Origin of the sequence: Mucilaginibacter pineti (assembly GCF_900101875.1) — a bacterium.
Taxonomy (GTDB): Bacteria; Bacteroidota; Bacteroidia; order Sphingobacteriales; family Sphingobacteriaceae; genus Mucilaginibacter; species Mucilaginibacter pineti.
Window position 1 is genome coordinate 149,218 of the sequence record NZ_FNAI01000014.1, and the last position, 18,513, is coordinate 167,730.

At 43.2% G+C, this 18,513-nt stretch carries 13 protein-coding genes; 4 read left to right on the plus strand and 9 right to left on the minus strand.

The genetic code is table 11. From position 1 onward, the window contains the following. Positions 1 to 52: 52 nt before the first annotated feature. Together BLS59_RS24585 and BLS59_RS24590 are read right to left on the minus strand one after the other, a co-directional pair. A complete protein-coding gene (locus BLS59_RS24585) occupies positions 53 to 955 on the minus strand; it encodes an alkaline phosphatase family protein (RefSeq protein WP_091153860.1) in 903 nt (300 codons plus the stop codon). A 75-nt stretch (positions 956 to 1,030) separates the two neighbouring features. Next, positions 1,031 to 1,612, minus strand: coding sequence for a helix-turn-helix domain-containing protein (locus BLS59_RS24590; RefSeq protein ID WP_091153862.1), 582 nt, complete (start codon positions 1,610 to 1,612; stop codon positions 1,031 to 1,033). Between the two features lie 79 nt (positions 1,613 to 1,691). Here BLS59_RS24590 and BLS59_RS24595 point away from each other — a divergent pair, with 79 nt between their 5' ends. After that, positions 1,692 to 3,854, plus strand: a complete 2,163-nt coding sequence (locus tag BLS59_RS24595) for an alpha-galactosidase (RefSeq protein WP_091153865.1) — start codon at positions 1,692 to 1,694, stop codon at positions 3,852 to 3,854. Positions 3,855 to 3,861: 7 nt separating this feature from the next. Here BLS59_RS24595 and BLS59_RS24600 read toward each other — a convergent pair whose 3' ends face one another. Beyond that, entirely contained in the window at positions 3,862 to 4,422 is a 561-nt protein-coding gene (locus tag BLS59_RS24600; protein WP_091153869.1) for a hypothetical protein, read from the minus strand. 33 nt (positions 4,423 to 4,455) lie between these two features. Continuing rightward, entirely contained in the window at positions 4,456 to 6,933 is a 2,478-nt protein-coding gene (locus BLS59_RS24605) for a mechanosensitive ion channel family protein (RefSeq protein ID WP_091153872.1), read from the minus strand. Between the two features lie 129 nt (positions 6,934 to 7,062). On the opposite strand from BLS59_RS24605, the gene BLS59_RS24610 reads away from it, so the two are divergent. Together BLS59_RS24610 and BLS59_RS24615 are read left to right on the plus strand one after the other, a co-directional pair. Next, a complete protein-coding gene (locus BLS59_RS24610; protein WP_091153876.1) occupies positions 7,063 to 7,911 on the plus strand; it encodes a FlgO family outer membrane protein in 849 nt (282 codons plus the stop codon). A gap of 247 nt (positions 7,912 to 8,158) precedes the next feature. Continuing rightward, positions 8,159 to 9,265, plus strand: a complete 1,107-nt coding sequence (locus tag BLS59_RS24615) for a pepsin/retropepsin-like aspartic protease family protein (protein WP_091153880.1) — start codon at positions 8,159 to 8,161, stop codon at positions 9,263 to 9,265. A 102-nt stretch (positions 9,266 to 9,367) separates the two neighbouring features. On the opposite strand, the gene BLS59_RS24620 is transcribed toward BLS59_RS24615, so the two are convergent. The 5 genes from BLS59_RS24620 to BLS59_RS24640 form a co-directional block, all read right to left on the minus strand. Further along, on the minus strand, positions 9,368 to 10,450 hold the full coding sequence (locus BLS59_RS24620; RefSeq protein ID WP_091153883.1) for an efflux RND transporter periplasmic adaptor subunit: 1,083 nt from the start codon (positions 10,448 to 10,450) through the stop codon (positions 9,368 to 9,370). A 4-nt stretch (positions 10,451 to 10,454) separates the two neighbouring features. After that, the gene (locus tag BLS59_RS24625; RefSeq protein WP_091153886.1) at positions 10,455 to 13,694 is read right to left on the minus strand and encodes an efflux RND transporter permease subunit; all 3,240 of its coding nucleotides are present in this window, start codon (positions 13,692 to 13,694) and stop codon (positions 10,455 to 10,457) included. A 5-nt stretch (positions 13,695 to 13,699) separates the two neighbouring features. Beyond that, on the minus strand, positions 13,700 to 15,082 hold the full coding sequence (locus BLS59_RS24630) for a TolC family protein (RefSeq protein WP_091153889.1): 1,383 nt from the start codon (positions 15,080 to 15,082) through the stop codon (positions 13,700 to 13,702). A 106-nt stretch (positions 15,083 to 15,188) separates the two neighbouring features. Then, positions 15,189 to 15,557 (minus strand): hypothetical protein, encoded by a 369-nt coding sequence (locus BLS59_RS24635; protein ID WP_091153891.1) that lies wholly within the window; start codon positions 15,555 to 15,557, stop codon positions 15,189 to 15,191. A gap of 116 nt (positions 15,558 to 15,673) precedes the next feature. Beyond that, a complete protein-coding gene (locus BLS59_RS24640) occupies positions 15,674 to 16,732 on the minus strand; it encodes a nucleoid-associated protein (RefSeq protein WP_091153894.1) in 1,059 nt (352 codons plus the stop codon). A 171-nt stretch (positions 16,733 to 16,903) separates the two neighbouring features. Between BLS59_RS24640 and mnmE the strand changes: the two genes are divergently transcribed. Next, positions 16,904 to 18,304, plus strand: a complete 1,401-nt coding sequence (mnmE, locus tag BLS59_RS24645) for a tRNA uridine-5-carboxymethylaminomethyl(34) synthesis GTPase MnmE (protein WP_091153898.1) — start codon at positions 16,904 to 16,906, stop codon at positions 18,302 to 18,304. Positions 18,305 to 18,513 lie beyond the last annotated feature (209 nt).

The following is an 18,513-nucleotide window of genomic DNA, read 5'->3' on the forward strand; positions in this document are numbered from 1 at the left end:
TCTGAATTAAATACAAAGAACGGCTGAAATTAAAAATGAAGCAATGGCTGTACTATTTAAATATTCCTGCCGGAACAACGCCCGTCCATGATTTTGGAAGGATTTTAACACCGAAAATATGGGCGATAACCAAGGAGGTGTTTTTATTGCTGTTATAAAAATCTTCGCCCATTACAGCCTGCCTGATCTTGGGGCCGGTGATTGCCCAGGGTATTTGCATTTCGGCCATGCTGGTACCTCCGTGGCCGTTGCCAACGCCTCCATGATCGGTAATCAGCATAAAGTAAGTGTTTTTGTAGAGGTCCTTAGCTTTTAACTCTTCCAGGAATTTGCCTATGGCTACATCGGCATCCTCAATGGCAGCAATGTACTCTGGCGATAACCATTTAAAGCTATGCCCCGCATGGTCAACACGTACACTGTAAAGAAATATGAGGGAGGGGTCTTTTTGATTTTTTTCAATAAAATCTAAAGCTTTCCTGTAATTAGCTGTATAGTTATCATTAGTTTCAAAGGAAACCTCGTCAATATATTTTTGATTGATTGAATTGATCAACTCGGCCCAATTGTAGTAAAATGCGGTTTTTACATGTGGCACCTGCTCCTTTAAAACCTTAAAAATAGAGGGTGAATATCCATCGGCGTCTGTTTCAATAGCTTTGAGTTCATGCTTTTGCACGGTCCAGCTGTTGCCGGTAACACCATGTTCCTCGGGTCCCGATCCTGTTAAATGGCTTGTCCAGTTGGGTAAAGTTACCGATGGCATAACCGGTCGGGTGTTTAATGACAATACACCGTCGGCAATCATCTTATCCAAATTTGGATGCTTTGCTATTTTGAAACCTTCGGCACTAAAACCATCAAGACCGAGGATTACTACACGTTGTGCAAATACCTGCGTTTGTGCCACCAGCAACAAAGCAAATGTTATTAAATACAATTTTGGAGATTTCATAGTTAAACAGTGTTTAGCAAAACTAAACATTGTTTAATAAAATAAACCAGCAGTTACATTAATTTTATGTAACATTTATGCTTCCTTATTTTCAAAAAAGTATACCACCAGTATATCGGTAACTGTGGTATCTGAATTTTTTGGCGTATGCGGCAAGCGGCCGTCAAATAATATCGAATCGCCTGTGCTTAAGGAGTATACTTCGCCATTAATAAGGTATTCAACGTTTCCGCTGATAATGTATTTGTACTCAAATGCTTCCGTTTGTACCATTGGCCTGCTGGCACCCGGCTCGAGTTTCAGCAGCACGATATCTACGGTTCCTTTGTTTACAAATTGTGTAAAAATACGTTGATAGTTAAAACCAATGGCATCTTCTTTTTCAATAACCTGGTATTCGGCTGCTCTTTTTATTAATACTAAAGTTTGTTCGGCGCGTGTGGTTATATCTTTAAAAAAAACATTCAGGTCGATATCCAGCGCTTTTATAATGTCAATTAACACCAGCAGCGATGGTATGGTACGGCTGTTTTCAATTTGGGAGATAAGTCCTTTACTTACTTTTACCCGATCGGCAAGCTCCTGTACGGTGATATTTTGTTCGCGCCTTTTTTCTTTAATGCGATTGCTTATTTGTACTAATGTATCTTCTTTCATACTTATTTAAACAAAGTTAAGTATAATTAAACTTTTTATTATGTTTGTCTTAAACGGTCTTAACCCCTGTATTGCCCATATGAAAAGTTTTTTCTGTGCCATTATTTCTTTATGTATGCTGCCTGTTTGTGTATCGGCACAAAAAATCATTATTGCTACTGATGGCGTGGCCATAGCCTACCAGCCAGATGCCGGCAAGCAGTTACAACAGATTTATCTTGGTAAAAAACTATCCGACTCGGCCAGCTACAGGAATATTAACGCTTCTCTTGATCCGGCTTATGCTACGGGCGGCGCCACTTACCTCAATGAGCCTGCACTGCAGGTGAAACATGCCGATGGTAATATGTCGCTGGTGTTAAATTATGTTTCTTACGAAACCAAAAATGAAAGCCCTAATGTGGTGCTTACCGATATTAAGCTGAAAGATCCGGCTTATCCGTTTTACGTTACCCTGCACTACAAGGCTTATAAAACCCAGAATATAATTGAAACGTGGACAACCATTAGCCATACCGAAAAAGCTGATGTGGTACTTAACCGTTATGCCTCGGCGTTTATCAATATCAAATCGCCGCAAAACTACCTGACCCACTTTTACGGCGAATACAATTACGAAATGCAAATGCATAAATTCCAGCTTCCTCCGGGAATTTTCAGCATACAATCAAAACTGGGTGTAAGAACGGCCTGTAATTATAACCCCTCGTTTTTAGTATCGCCCAATAATGATGCTACAGAAACATCGGGCGAGGTATTTGCCGGTTCTCTTGCTTATAGCGGCAATTTTGATATCCAGTTTGAATCGTTACAGCTTAATATAGATATGGGCAATTCGCTGAAGATCATTCCGGGTATCAACGCTTATGCCTCATCGTATTCATTAAAACCCAATGAAAATTTTGATACCCCGCACTTTATCTTCACCTACTCTGTTGCGGGCGAAGGACAGATCAGTCGCAATTTTCATAACTGGGCCATTAACTATGGCATCTGGAACGGACATCAGAAAAGGCAAACGCTGCTTAACAACTGGGAAGCCACCTATTTTAACTTTAACCAGGATACACTGGTAAACCTGTTTGACGGTGCCAAAAAACTTGGGGTAGATATGTTTTTGCTGGACGATGGATGGTTTGCTAATAAATACCCGCGCAATGATTCACGGGCAGGCCTGGGCGATTGGGAAGCCAATAAAAAGAAGCTGCCCGGCGGCATTGGCTACCTGGTAAAGGAAGCTACTGCAAAAGGCTTAAACTTTGGTATTTGGATTGAGCCCGAAATGGTAAACCCCAAAAGCGAGCTATATGAAAAGCATCCCGAATGGATTCTGAAAGCTCCTAACAGGCCCGAGCATTTGTACCGTACCCAACTGGTGCTTGATTTGACCAACCCTGTTGTGCAGGATTACGTTTTTGGCGTTATAGATAATTTAATGAAGGAATCGCCAGCGATATCATACATGAAGTGGGATTGTAACCGCTCCATGGATAACGCGTATAGCCCCTACCTGGGTAAAAACCAGGATGCTATGTACGTACGCTACGCGGCAGGCTATTATAAAGTGCTCGACAGGATCCGTGCCAAATATCCAAAACTGGATATGATGCTATGCGCCAGTGGTGGCGGCCGGGTTGAATATGGCGCGCTCAAATATTTTCAGGAATTTTGGCCAAGCGACAATACCTATCCCGAAGACCGTATAAAGATACAGTGGGGCTACTCCTACTTTTACCCGGCACTTACCGTATGCGCGCACGTTACTGCAGCGGGCAGCGAACCTCTGAAATACAAGCTGGACGTTGCCATGTCATGCAAATTGGGTTTCGACGTAATGGTTAAAAAAATGAGCGAACGTGAAATTGCGCTGAGCCACACCGTAACCGATAATTACAGGCGCTTACAGGATGTAATAAACTATGGTGAGCTATACCGTTTGGTTTCGCCTTATAAAACCAATTTCGCATCGCTGATGTATGTAGATAACGCCAAACGCAAAGCCGTGGTGTTTGCCTATAACCTGGAAAGCCTGGAAGCTGACACCTATCCCGAATTGAAACTAAACGGCCTCGACCCCAATAAAAAATATAAGGTTACCGAGATCAATCTGAATACCGGCGCCAGACCTCAATTCCGCGAAAACGGCCAGGTGTTCAGCGGTGAAACGTTGATGGAACAAGGCTTAAAATGGTACTTAAAAAGCGCAAAAACAAGCTCGGTACTGGAACTGGAAGAAATTTAATAGCCGTTTATTTCCACTGATCAGATTTACTATAGAACGGTAAGCGGTAACCTACCCTGAAAGCTACAAAAGTGATATCGCTACTGGAGTTTTTAACGTCAGAACTTTGGTATTTTACGGCAAAATCAAATTGCTTGTACGCATAACCCACGCCGGTTGCCCAGGCAAAGTAGGTCTTTGTTTCGCTGTTTAAGTAAAAAAGGTTTGATGCGTAAACGGTATTGAAAGCAACGCCTGCCTGAGGTTCCAGGTAAAAGTGGCCCAACATGTAACGGAAGCCGGTATAAATTGGGATGCTCCGGTATTCGGCACTTACGCCTTGCGGCAAAAACTTGTCTTTAACGCCAAAACGATTATAGCCAACTTCTAAAGTTGCCTGTTGCCTTGCGGTACCAAAGCCAAACAGTCCTTTAGCGGAAAAGCCGTAACCAGTTTTTGCCACATCAGAGAGGTCACCGGTGGGTACATCAACCTGCGCCGCTATCTGAAACTGGTTGTTGCCTTTTTGGGCCTTAACTGATGCCGAGAAAATAAGAATTGAAAACAATAGGATTAGTGATTTTTTCATAAGGTTGTTATTAAGTGGTTTTTTAGATGCTTATTAATTGATCTCTCCCTTGTCTTTATCCGGATGATGAAGATAAACATCCTGTTGCGGGAACGGAATTGTAATACCATTAACCCTAAAGGCCGATGTTATAGCAATTATCAGATCGCTTCGGGTAGCGAATGAATCTTTCATGTTTTTAGCCCAGAAATAGATCCTGACATCTATAGAACTATTGTTAAACTGTTCATACTGTACAACAGGGCCCTGACTTTTGCTGATACGGTCGTCCGCATTTAAAATTTCGTTGAGTAATTGCTTGGCTTTTTCGAGGTTGGAATCATAGGCTATGCCTATTACAATGGAAATCCGTTTCCGGTTTCCACCCAACGACCAATTGATGAGGTGCGAATTAAGGAGGTCGCCGTTTGGCATAACCACATCTGCCCCTTCCCAGGTGGCAATTACACTACTGCGGAAACCAATAGATTTCATGGTACCGCCCTGGCCGTCAACATCTACCACATCGCCTACATTAACGGGTTTTTCAAAAGCAATGATCAGCCCGCTCACCAGGTTGTTAACCAGCGTTTGTAAACCAAAGCCTATACCTACCCCCAGTGCGCCCAAAACAATTGTTATCCTGTCCATCGGGATACCAGCAGCCGCAATGGCCAAAAACAAACCGATGCTGAGTATAGAGATCCTCACCAGCAGCAGCCAGCTTCCGATACCCCGCGTGCCGTCTTTGCCATCTTTATCAACACCTAAATGGTTATCTGAAGCAAAATAGGATACTATTTTGGAAATTACGACCGAAACAGCCATGATGGTAATGAACAGCATCAGGTTATTAATGGAAAAAGTATAATCGCCCAGGGTACGTTCCCGGCTGAAAAATTCCCTGAGCGGCTTCGAAACAAATTCAAAACCGGCGTAATTGCGCCCGAACAAAATTAACCAGCCAATAACCAGCAACACGTAAAAGAAAGGAGGGGCTTTTTTTCCTACTTTTTCAAAATTAAGGTAAAATAGCTTTTTATCCTGACGGGTGTACACGTTAAATGCCAGGAACAAACCCTCGTTAATCAGCCTCACCGTCCACAGGAACAAAATGGCGATCACCACGTTCAGATAACCGCTGATGAGCAGGGTTTTTGAAAGATTATACCTGCCGAACATATTAGCCAGCGTTGCCAGCAGCTCCAGCACAGCCATAAACCCTATGGATATCAGGATCCATTTTTCGCGCAGTTCGTTAATACGGCCTTTCCAGATGACAATTACACCTGTAACACTGCCTAAAATAGATATGACAAGCATGATCCATCGCTCTGTTCGGGTGGCTTGCAACAGCAGGTTATCAAAAGCTGCAATGATGAATAGCGCCACCATGATAAGCCACACGTTGATCCAGTATCTGGTAATGAAGTTTTTAAACAATATGGATAGGCAGATACAGTCGATAGTCCAGAAAATAACGCTCAAAATAAATGGTGGCGAAAAGAAAATGAACTGGAACAGGTTAAGTACAATAAGTATTGCCGAAAGCAGCGGATGTTTTAAAACCAGCTGACCCTCAAAATCATTTTCCAGCAGTTTCTTCTCTACATAAATGTTTTTTAGCGACTGCAGGTAAGCAAACGAAGTAAGTATAAGTAACAGCAGAATGATAAGTTTGCCGCTATTATTTTGTACATAGAAAAGCAGGGTAAGCAGGCCTTTGGCCTTCGCCTGCGCCAGGATCTCGCCAAACGGCCGGTAATAACCTACGGCCCCCCAAATATTGTCAAACTCCCGGTTTAAGGTGTTCTCAGCCATATCCTTTTGATACAGCTCTATTTCTTCCAGGCCGTTCTGTAATTTAAAGGCCTCTGTATTAACCTTATTAAGCAGCGTCTGCACATTTTTGCTGGCTTGTTTCAGTGAGCTATCTACCGGGTCAATTTCACGGGCAACAACAATAATTTGCTGAAGATATTTGGATAGCGTTGCCGAATCGGCAGGGAATTTAAAAAGTGCAGGCACGCTTAACAACGAATCGAACCGGTACCTAAAGGTGTTCAATTCCTGCTGATGAAAGTCGAGCTTTGTTTTTCGAGCCTCCATTTTATTATACAATTCTGCTATGATCTTGGAGGTGGCCGTCAAATTCCGGAAGGTTTGCGCCGTACCCTTTTTGGTAAGCACACCATCTCCTGCAATAACAAGTTCCTTTTCAATTTCTGCCAATTGTACCTTTGTACCTACCGTATCAACACCAGATTTTAGGTAGATGCGGGCTTTTTGCATCGTTTTTTTGATTTCCTCAAAAATTCGGTTTTGAGCCAGCGTTGCCTTATCGGCCATAAACTCATCTGAACTTTTTTTGGCCGATGCTTTTGCAAACCGCTGCATCTTTGTCACAAAATCTATTTTGATACTGTCCGAAGCTGATTTCTTGGGTACAGAATCTGTTTTTTGCGCGTACAAAGGTATGCCGGCCAGCAGACAATAAAAGAGTACGAGCAAGTAACGTGTGGTTTTTATCATAGGAATAGATTACTGCTCTTTTGCGGATTTTATAAAAATAGCAGATATTAAAATTAATTCAAACAAAATATTGTTTAACACGTAAAATACTCAACAATAACATTAATTTTAATCTTATAGCCAAGCCTTATGAAAAAAATCAGTCTGTTTATCATTACCTGCTTACTTTCCTTTAATATTTTAGCGCAAACAAAAACTGCAGTTAAACAAGATGTAGTTATTAAAGCTAACGGAGAGGAAATGAAAGGAAAGGTTACCAAAATAACCGACACAGATATCACCTTTATATACACTGGCGAAACAGCAGAGTATGTGATAAAAAAAGCTGATGTTGTTAAGATCATTCATTCAAGCGGCCGCGTTGAAATCATAAGCCAGGAACCTTTACCGGCGCAGGAGCGGCAAAAAGATGAGGTGTCCATGTCGGCTAGCCCGGTTGACCACCATAATAAAATAGCGATACTTCCTTTTACTTATTTGATAGATAACCAGCCTGGAGCCGATGAAATTGGCTATAAAGCGCAGGAAGACACTTATGCCATGCTATCTCAACATTCTGCCGGTTATACCATTTTAGATACCCGGACCACCAACGCATTGCTTGTTAAAGGTGGCGTTACAAAAGATAAAATGATGGGATTTACCATGAAGGAGATCTGCGACATACTGGGTGTAGAGTATGTTGTTGATGGTACAGTAACACAATCAAAAGGTTACCAAACCAGCTCTTCGGGTGGCTCGGCCGACGCTAAGGTAAAAAGGGATGGAAATGAAAAGGTTAAAGGCGTATCATCATCAAGTTCTACTTACAGCAATTCGGTACAGCGCTACGCCATATCGGTAAGCCTGCGGATTTATATGGATACCAATGCCAATATTTACAGCCAAAGCCACAAAGCATTTTGGACAACCACAGACCTATCTTACAGCAGCCCCTTAGAGTACCTGCTTAAAAGGTGCCCGCTATACCGGAAGTAGTGAGCGGGTATATAAAGTTTAAGTATATTCGTCCATCTGATTTAACTGATGGCTAAGAAATTGGCCAATAGATTTAAGCATAAATAACTGCTGGCTGAGCAAGTAATATTAAGGTCAATCTTTCGTTATCTTTATCGATTCAAAGACTTCATTTATCGATACTTATATGCACTTTGGGTACCGTTGTTTATTTTTAAACGCTGTCCTTTGTATCATCCTTTTCGAAATGAAGATTTTATAAAAAATCATGAAAAAAACTGAACCATCTCTTTTTAAGCTGCAAGTAGTTATTTGTTTGCTGTCTGCATTATTTTTATATGCCTGTAAAAAGGATAGTACAACGCCATCGGTTAAAGCAGTTGTTAATGCTACGCCGTTTACACTTGGCTTGTATGAGTATGCCAACGGATCAAACAAGCGGATATTTATACCCATTACCCAAATTGGCACACAAACGGTTAATTACGGGGCCATATTTGATACTGGCTCGCCCGGTATGACTATGGATGCTACTGACATCCTCCCGGCAACAATGATAACTGCCGCTGGCATTCAGTTTACCGGCGATTCAACTATTGTAAACGGCATTACCGTAACCTCAAAAACTGCTACCATCAGTTATGGCGATGCAACCGGTACAACTAAAGAATATGGTAATTTGGCTTACGCCAACGTCACCATAGGTAATTCATTAGGTAACACAATTTTAAAACGCGTTCCGTTCTTTTTGTACTATAAAATTATCGACAATGATGGCAAGCAACTTCCTGCCCACTCGGCAGATGTTTTTGGCGTAAGCCCTGGCACAAGTAATACCAGGAGCGAAATTTTAAGTCCGCTACGGTTTTATGATTTTGGCACCGGGCTTACTAACGGTTTTAAACTTGCTACTTTAAGCACCGGGAGTTTCAATTCAACAGCCACCTATGTTTCTAACCTGCTTACCATTGGGCTTACCTCAACAGATCTTTCCTCTGCCGGTTTTATTATGCACCCGCTTACCAATTATACAAACGGCGGATACTCACCAAATATACCTGGTACCATTACTTATGGCAGCACTACTATTGCAGCCCAGTTCCTTTTTGATACAGGTACCCCGTCAATTACGGTTATTGAAAACAAGCTTGCCACCACTGCTCTTGGCCAGCTTCCTGCAAATACGCAGGTTACGCTTACCACCGATAAAGGTTTTACTTATACTTATAGCACCACCAGTACAGGAAACCTTACCGAAATTCAAAACCCCAACAATACACAGGATTTCCGCACTGTTTTAAGTATCGACTTTTTTCTAAAAAACGAATACTTAACTGATTATGGTAACCACCAGATAGGATTGAAAAATAATTAAGTAAGATTTATTGGCCTGATGTATCACTGAAAAAACATGATATGAACAACAAAAGCCTTTCAGTTAACGCTGAAAGGCTTTTTGCTTAAAACAAATCGATGTTTAATTTATCAGATCGCCATCTTTAATATCATCACTGGCTTTCAGGACAATTTGATCATTTGCCGATAAGCTGCCGAAAACTTCGGTGGAATCTTTTCCTGTTAAGCCTTCTTTTATATCAACTAATTTTGCTTTTTTATCTTTTACAATAACAATATATTCCCGTTCGGTAGAACGAACAATGGCGGCATTCGGCACCAATAATGATTTTGCACCTGATAGCATCGGTATTTTTACCTCGCCATACATCCCGGGTTTTAACTGCCCGTCTTTATTCAGTACATCTATCTCAATAGCTTCGGAGCGCATATTACCCAATGCATTGGCCGAACGGCTGATCCTGGCGCTATGTGCTGTACCGGGGATTGCATTAAACGTAAAAGTTACGGCTTGTTTAAGATCTACCTTGTCAACATAATTCTCTGGAATTGCCACTTCTAAACGTAGTTTGCGGGTATCCTGTAAAACCAGCATCGGTTGGTCGGTAGCTTTGCCGGGAGCCACTAAAGCACCGGGCGATACGTTCCGCTGTACAATCATCCCGTCAAAAGGTGCGTATATCCGTAAGTACCCCTGCATTGTTCTTACCGATTGTACATTAGATTTTTCGGAATTGGCGATAGCCATATCAGATTTCATCCGGGATATGGCATTGTCTAAATCAAGCGGCGAAACCGAGCCAGGTTCGGCTGCTGCTTCCTTTAAGCGGTTATATTTTTCTTTACTGGCATTGGCCGTTTCCTGCGCCTGCAAATAGCGTGAATTGGCTGCCTGCAGCTGCGATTCCATTTCGGGTGCTTCAAGCGTAAGCAATAACTGACCCTTGCTTACCTGCGAACCCCTGTCAACATAGATCTGTTTTACAAAGCCATTTACTTTAGGAAACAGGTTTACCTCATTAAATGGATTTAACTGCCCGGGCAAACGCGCATAGCTTGACAAGGCCTTTTCGGTGATGCTGCCAATCTCGTATTTTTTTATAGCGGCACCTTTAGTTTCGGTTAGGTCTACCGGTTTTTGATTGCCTGAGCAGGCTGCTAAAAAGCATATTGCCGGGGCTATTATGATGAATTTTGTTTTCATGTTTTTATATAGTTGAGGTTTTAATAGGTGTTGTTTCTTCGGGCATTAAGGATGGTGACTCGTAAGTGGTTTTATCTTGTACCCAGGCAAACACCAGGGGCAGGATAAACAGGGCAGCCAATGTAGATGCGAATAAACCCCCAATTACGGCGCGGCCCAATGGTGCGGTTTGTTCGCCGGCCTCTCCCATACCCGAAGCCATGGGTATCATGCCCGCCATCATGGCAAAACTGGTCATGAGTATTGGCCGCAGGCGGATAGCCGCGCTGGTGATGGATGCACGGGTAGCATCCCTAAACTCTAATCTTAACTTTTCGGCATTGGTTACTATCAGGATGGCGTTGGCCACAGATACACCTGTAGACATGATCATCCCCATATAAGATTGCAGGTTAAGTGTAGAACCGGTTAACAGCAATGCAGTAAGCGAACCCAGTATAACTGCCGGAACTGTAGATAGTACGGTAAGTGATAGCTTGAATGATTGGTAATTGGCGGCCAGTAACAGGAATATCACCAGTACCGCAAAGCCTAAACCGCTTTGTAAACTACTCATCGTTTCTGTAAGTAAGCTGGTCATACCTTTTAACTCGGCTACCAGGCCTTTTGGCGGAGTACCTATCTCCTTCATAGCTTTCTGTACATCGGCGGTAGCCGTACCCAAATCCTTTTTATAAATATTGGCGCTCACCGTTAAAAAACGGCGCGGACCGGTGCGGTCATATTCACCTGGTGCGTAGGTGATCTTAAAATCAGCCACATCTGCCAGCGTCGGTGTGCTTTGGCCTTTCAGCAGCGGAATTTCCTTTAGCTCATCCATCGTATTCATCACATACTCGGGTACCTGTACCTGCACCTGGTAGGTGTACTGCTTATCTTCATCAAGCCATTGATTTTTCTCCGTAAAACGGCTTGATGATGTACTGGCTGTAACCGAGCGGGCTATATCGGTCACATTTAATCCAAACTGCGATATCTTTTGGCGATCAAGCGTAATGGCTACTACCGGTATTTTTAGCGGTTGTACAATTTGCACATCGCGCAGGTACGGGATCTGTTTTAATTTAGCCACTGCCTTGTTCGCGTAGCTTTCAATCTGCGCCATATCCTTCCCGGCAACGCGTAATTCAATAGGTGTGGCTGCCCCCTGGCTCATGATCTTTTCGGTCATATCTATGGGTTCAAAAGTGATACGCAGATCGGGCATGGCATGGCCTATGTTTTTACGCAAAGCATCTTTCAGTTCATCCATATTTACTTTGTAGCTTTCATCCAGCTTTACCTGCAATACAGCTTCGTGTGTACCTGTATTAAATATGTACAGGTTACTGCTGCCATAACTGCTGGGTACAATACCTACATAGCCAGAACTGATCTCGATATGATGATCAACAGTTTTATCAATAATGCTCAGTACCTGCTTAAATTTATCTTCGGTGCGTTCCAGCCGCGTTCCATCCGGTGCTTTAATACGGATGAGGAATTGACCGTTATTGAGTTTTGGCATCATATCCTTACCAATAATTACAAAGCCAACCCCGGCTAACACAATAACCGCTACCAGGTAAATTGGAACAATCAGTTTTTTTGCAGGCATCCAACGGGTAATGATCTGCATGAATTTCATTTTCACCCGTTCAAAAAAGTCGTTATTTTCCGGATGTTGCTGCTCTGCTCTCAGGTGTTTGTTTACCTGTGATTCTTCTTTATAATCCAGGGCTTCGCCCGCATGGGCATGTAATTCACCGTGATGATAATGCTGATAACGTTCGGCTTTTATCATCCAGTTACTTAATATAGGCACCAGTGTTTGCGCCAGGATATAAGATACGATCATGGTTAAACCGATGGACAGGGATAGCGGCAGGAACATGGCCTTTGGTACGCCATTCATCAGGAACGACGGGGCAAATACCGCCAGGATACAAAGCAGGATCAAAAGCAGCGGAAACGCTATTTCCTCGCAGGCATCATAAATGGCCAGTTTTTTTGATTTACCCATTTCCAGGTGCTGGTGAATATTCTCTATCGTTACCGTTGCCTGGTCTACAAGAATACCGATGGCTAATGCCAGCCCGCTTAAAGTCATGATATTGATAGTTTGCCCAAAGGCCCCTAAAAGCATCACCCCTAAAAGAATAGAAACCGGAATGGTGATCACCACAATTAAACTGCTGCGCCAATCACGCAGAAATAACAGCACCATTAAGCCGGTGAGCAAAGCGCCTAAACCACCTTCAGTAATTAAACTTTTCACGGCGTTTACCACAAATACCGATTGATCAAACTCGTATGATACTTTTATATCATCGGGCAATAAACTTTGCATTTCGGGCAGTTTAGCCTTCAAGCCCTGTACTACCGACCATGTTGATGCATCGGCCGTTTTTACTATCGGGATATAAACCGACCGTTTGCCATTGATCAGCGCATAATCTACCGTAATATCTGATGCATCGGCCACACGGGCTACATCTTTAACCAGCACCGATACACCATTCTTTGTTTTGATGGGGATATCGCCAAACTCTTCCGCTTTTTTTACCAGGGAGTTAATAGTGGTAATAAACATGGTATTATCAATACGCAGATTGCCCGATGGCGACATGGCATTGAATTTGGCCAATGCTTCTACCACCTGATCGGGGGTGAGATCATAACTGCGTAATTTGGCCGGATCAACGCTTACGGTAATAGAGCGTGAATTGGCACCAAAAGGCGGCGGTGCCGATAATCCCGGTACAGAAGCAAACATGGGCCTGATGCGGGTGGCCGCCATGTCATAAATTTCCTTGAGGCTACGCCCGGGTGCGGAAAGCACCAGCTGCCCTACCGGCAACGAAGACGCATCATAACGAACCACCTGGGGCGGCAAAGCACCGGGTGGGAAAAACTTCATGGCGCGGTTAACCTGTAAGGCTACCTGCGCCTGGGCTTCGGCCATGTTGGTACTTTCGTAAAAGCTGATCTTGAGCATGGTAAGGCCCTGAATATTTTTAGTAGAGATATTTTTAATACCGTTCACATACAGGAACTGATCCTGCAAACGGGTACTAAAAAAACCTTCCATTTGCTGCGGCGACATACCGCCGTAAGATTCTATCACATAAATGGTAGGCAGGTTGAGCTGCGGAAAAATATCTATGGGTATATTAATTGCGCTAAGCACGGCAAATATCAAAAGGCTCATGGTAATAACTACCACGGTAAGAGGCCGTTTGAGTGCGGAGGTGACCATTGACATAATAATTAATTTAAAAGATTTAAAACGGAACTAACCTGGTTGCCGGTAACCGCCTTTTGGAACAAAGCACTGGTGTAAGCGAACCGGGCCTGGGCATAATCGGTTTCTGCCCGGTATAAAATATTGAGGGCTGCATTAAGTTCAATAATATCGGTTAAGCCGCTTTTGTATAGGGAAAGTTTTTGCCGGTAGCCGGCAGTAGCTGCTTTTAACTGGTTTGGTATTTCTGCCAAACGTTGTTTAGCGGTGTTCAGTTCTATATTGGCCTGGCTAACCCCTAAAGCCAGCAGCGATTTTTGCTCGTCGAGTTTTCTGAGTGCATAATCAGTGGCGGCTTTTTGCGTGCGCAGTTTGAGTTGTTTACGACGCAGATCAAACAGGTTATAAGAAATGCCAACGCCTACCAGGTAATTATTCCGGTCGAAACCCCAGCCGCTTGATAGGTTGTTAAACTTATCATTAGCATCTACACTGGCGCCCCGCCCCCAGGCGGCAGCTTCCAGCAGTATCTTGGGGTTATATTGTTTCTTAACCAGCTCCTCTTTCTGGAGGCTGTTTTTAACCACCGATCTGTAATAATTAATAATAGGATGATTAGCCGTATCGGCAACTATCAGCCCGGGGATATTGGTTTGTGAAATGAGCCTTGTTTCTGCCAGGGTATCGGGCACAATGCTTTGGTATGGCAGCCCGCTGATTGTGGCTAATTGCAATTGTATTTGTTTAAGCTGATTATCCAGTTCAATATAAGTAAGCCGCGCCTTTGATAATTCGGCCTCGGCTATACTGGTATCCACACCCGGCCTTATGCCGCTTTTGGCCAATGACTGGATAGACCGCCTGATCTGCTGGTTACGTTCAATATTACGCGACTGGATAGCCAGGTAATCCTGCAGGCGTAATAGTTGCAAGTAGTTACCAATGGTATAAGCCTGCAACTTGTATTTAGATTGTTGAAATTGGTTTTGTTCTACCGTAATATCAGAACCTGCTACTTTATTTTGAGCCGCATAGGCACCAAAATTGTAAACCTCCCAATCCAGCGCGGCTATGCCCAGGTTAGTTAAAACCGCCGAGGTATTGTTTTCGGTACGTACCCCCCGCGAATTGGATGGAATAATGCCAAAGCCAAAATACGGACCAGCCGTGTTATTGTTGGTGCCAACATCAGCCTGGTAATTCAATTTTAAGTTGGGCAGCCAATTGCTGCGTGTTTCTGTGGCTTGCGCCTGTTTAATGGCGATAGAAGCCGAGTCGGCTATTAATTCGGGGGCATTCTGATCAACTTTGTTTAGCAAGTCTTTCAGGGTAACCCGTTGTTGGGCATGGCCAGTTATCGCCAATAATAGCAATAATGCCGCGCACCCGTATCGTTTAAGATGGTGCATCTTGAGGATGTATTAAGAAATTTGAGAAATAGAAAATTGGCAATGTTTACCGTTGGGCAACAATTGCATCAGCATACCAGATTGGATGCTTTTAAGAGCAGAAATATCAAATGATCAATTTTCCGGAAAGCAGGTAACGATGGAGCGGCGGAAATAAACTTAAACGGAGATCTGATAAGATGCCAGCCGTAACATTCTTAGCTTTTCTAAATATGGAAGGGAATAAAGTATTTAAAAGAAACGAAAACAGAACCGTAAGCTCCAAAAGTGGGTTAGCCAGTTGCTTTTGTATGGTTGTAATATCAAAAACACTGTCCTCCACATATTCCTGTTTACGCTTGGTGAAAGACTTCACGAGTATTTCAGGGGCTTTACCACTCTCAATTTGCTTGATAGCATGAAACCCCACGAATGGTTTCGCAGCCAACATCAATACAGCAAGAAATAGGAAGTAATGGAACTTTAACGCCTGCATAATACCTACTAACGCAATTTTTGCTCAAAGTTGATAAGAATTATGCAGGCATAGTTAATGTAACAGGAAAGTTGCGCATATTAATGAAAAACGTATGTTTTTGAATACGCACTAACCTAAGCTTCTTCCTTAAAATAAACTTTATAAAAATTCATGGAACGACCATCGTCAAAACCTTTTTCAATCAGTTCCTTGTCACCATGGATATAAATGTGGAAGTTTTTATCCAGCTTTAGTACGCTTTTATAGTCGCGGGCTTGCTTTTTTACGGCGTTGCCGGATATTTCAAAAGTGTTGCCGATGGGACTGTCAAACTCTTGCTCATACTGGCTTTTAAAGTTTTTGAATGATTCAATGGCTTCGGGGTTTACGATTACTTCGCCCGCAAACTCATCCATATCAAAGGTTTCCTTTTCTTTGAAATACTTCATGGAGCGGTTAAGGAGATCTATCTTATCGGCCTTGCTCATTTCAAACTGATCGTCGAGTTTTTGGGTAACAAAATTTTTGTAAATGCCCAGCGTATTGTTGGTTTGGTTAAAGCTGTCGTTACGGATCTTCAATTGCAGAAAATCATCCTTCCAGTACACAGCCGCATCCTGGCCGCCATTGGTTTTATCAACCACTACTACTTTATAGCCGTTCTCTTTTTCAATATTGAAGATCAAAACACCCTTATCCAGCTTATTAATGTTAATGGCATCCTGTTCATAATCAACCTGAAAACCGCCTTTGTCCGGGTATACCTTCAGGTAGGTTTCCTTGTTCTCTGATTTAAATATGCCGATGGCATCCAGCGGGTTGCCTTCAATTTGCACCTTGTTAAAGTATACCACGTACAGTTCGCCCCCCTTGATGTTGGGGTGGGTGGTTACCTTATACAGGTGTTTGGCAATCTGTTCTGATGCTTCGTGAAATTTCTCCTTATCATCAAACACCTTTGTGGCAAAGTTATGCAGCTCATTGAGGGCAAGGTCGCCACTGCTGTGCATAAGGTGATAAACTTCGTTGGCCTTTTCAAAAGGTTTCAAAAAATACTGCATCAGCAGGTTGGGGATAATATCGTCCTTCAGTTCCAGGGGATTATCAGACAGGGAATACATCTCGCTTTGCGACTGATTACCAACATGATGTACCGAAATAGTATCGAGCGAAGCTTCAAAAAAAGTTACCATAATTGCCAAATGTAAAGTTTTTTAGTCATTGGGTCATTTGTATACACGTCATTAAGTCATTGAAAAGTAGTTCGTACGTGGTGGGTTATAGTTGATGGTATTTTGTTTTACTTTTACATTTAGTTACGAGGCTATGCAAAACGCCAAATGACTTAATGACTAAATGACGCAATGACTGATAATAACGATGAAACAATAGTTGCCCTTGCCACCCCAAACGGAATTGGCGCTATAGCGGTGATCCGCCTGTCTGGCCGGGATGCCATCACTATAGCCAACAGTGTTTGGAAAGGAAAGGATCTGACCCAACAGGCCTCGCATACCATCCACTTTGGCCATATTGTTGACGGCGACCTGATTCTTGATGAGGTGCTGGCATCGTTGTTTGTTGCCCCCCGCTCCTATACCCGGGAGAACGTGGTCGAGATTTCCTGCCATGCCTCGGGTTATATTATTGAGAGTATCATTAAACTGTTCATGAAAAAAGGCGCCCGCAGCGCCAAACCCGGCGAGTTTACACTAAGGGCTTTCCTGAACGGTCAGTTAGATTTGTCGCAAGCCGAAGCCGTTGCCGATCTCATCGCGTCTAACTCCAAGGCATCGCAACAGGTAGCATTGCAGCAGCTACGCGGCGGCTTTAGCACCCAGCTGCAAACCCTGCGCGAGCAACTGGTAAATTTTGCTTCCCTTATTGAACTGGAACTTGATTTTGCCGAAGAAGATGTTGAATTTGCCAACCGCGACCAGCTAAAACAACTTATTCATGATATTACCCGCATAGTGGGTCGGCTCATTCAATCATTTGAGTTGGGCAATGCCATTAAGCAAGGTGTGAACACCGTTATAGCCGGTCGGCCAAATGCAGGTAAATCTACCCTACTAAATGCCCTGCTGAATGAGGAGCGCGCCATAGTGAGCCACATTCCCGGTACCACCCGCGATACCATTGAAGAAGTGCTGAATATCCAGGGGATTAATTTCAGGCTGATAGATACCGCCGGCATCCGCGAGGCTACAGATGCCATTGAGCAGATAGGTGTACAACGCACCATGGAAAAGATCAGCCAGTCGGCACTTTTAATTTACGTTTTTGATGCCGAGCTGATAACGCTTAACGAACTACGGACGGATCTTGACAGCCTACTGACGCCCGGTGTGGCTATGCTGATGGTAGCTAACAAAATGGATCTGCTAACCGGCGAAGCAGCAAAAATGGAAAGTATCGACCAGTTTTTCCGCACTTCGGGACTACCGGATTACCAAACCACCTTCATATCCGCCAAAGAAAAACTCCATATAGACGATCTTAAAAACAAGATATACAGCACCGCCATAAAAGACCAACTAACTGGTGATGAAACACTTGTAACCAACATCCGCCATCTGGAAGCTCTCCAGAAAACCGAGGAAGCCCTCCTACGCGTATTAGGCGGTATAGACGGCTCCATCACCTCCGATTTCCTGTCGATGGATATCAAACAAGCCCTCCACTACCTCGGCGAAATAACCGGCGCCGTTACCACGGATGACCTGCTGGAGAATATATTTAGTAAGTTTTGTATCGGAAAGTAATAAACGATAAATATCAACAAATAACAAGTACAAAACTCTACTAAAACCCTCATAATTAATCATTATGAGGGTTTTTTGTTTCCTTTATATTTTTTGATGTTTTTGTACCTTTCGTGGAAGTTCCGGGCATATGTTACACCCTATTCCGTGGCAAAATTGACCACCTCTTTGCTGGCATAGAAGTGCAGCAAATGCTAAGAAAGCATAAC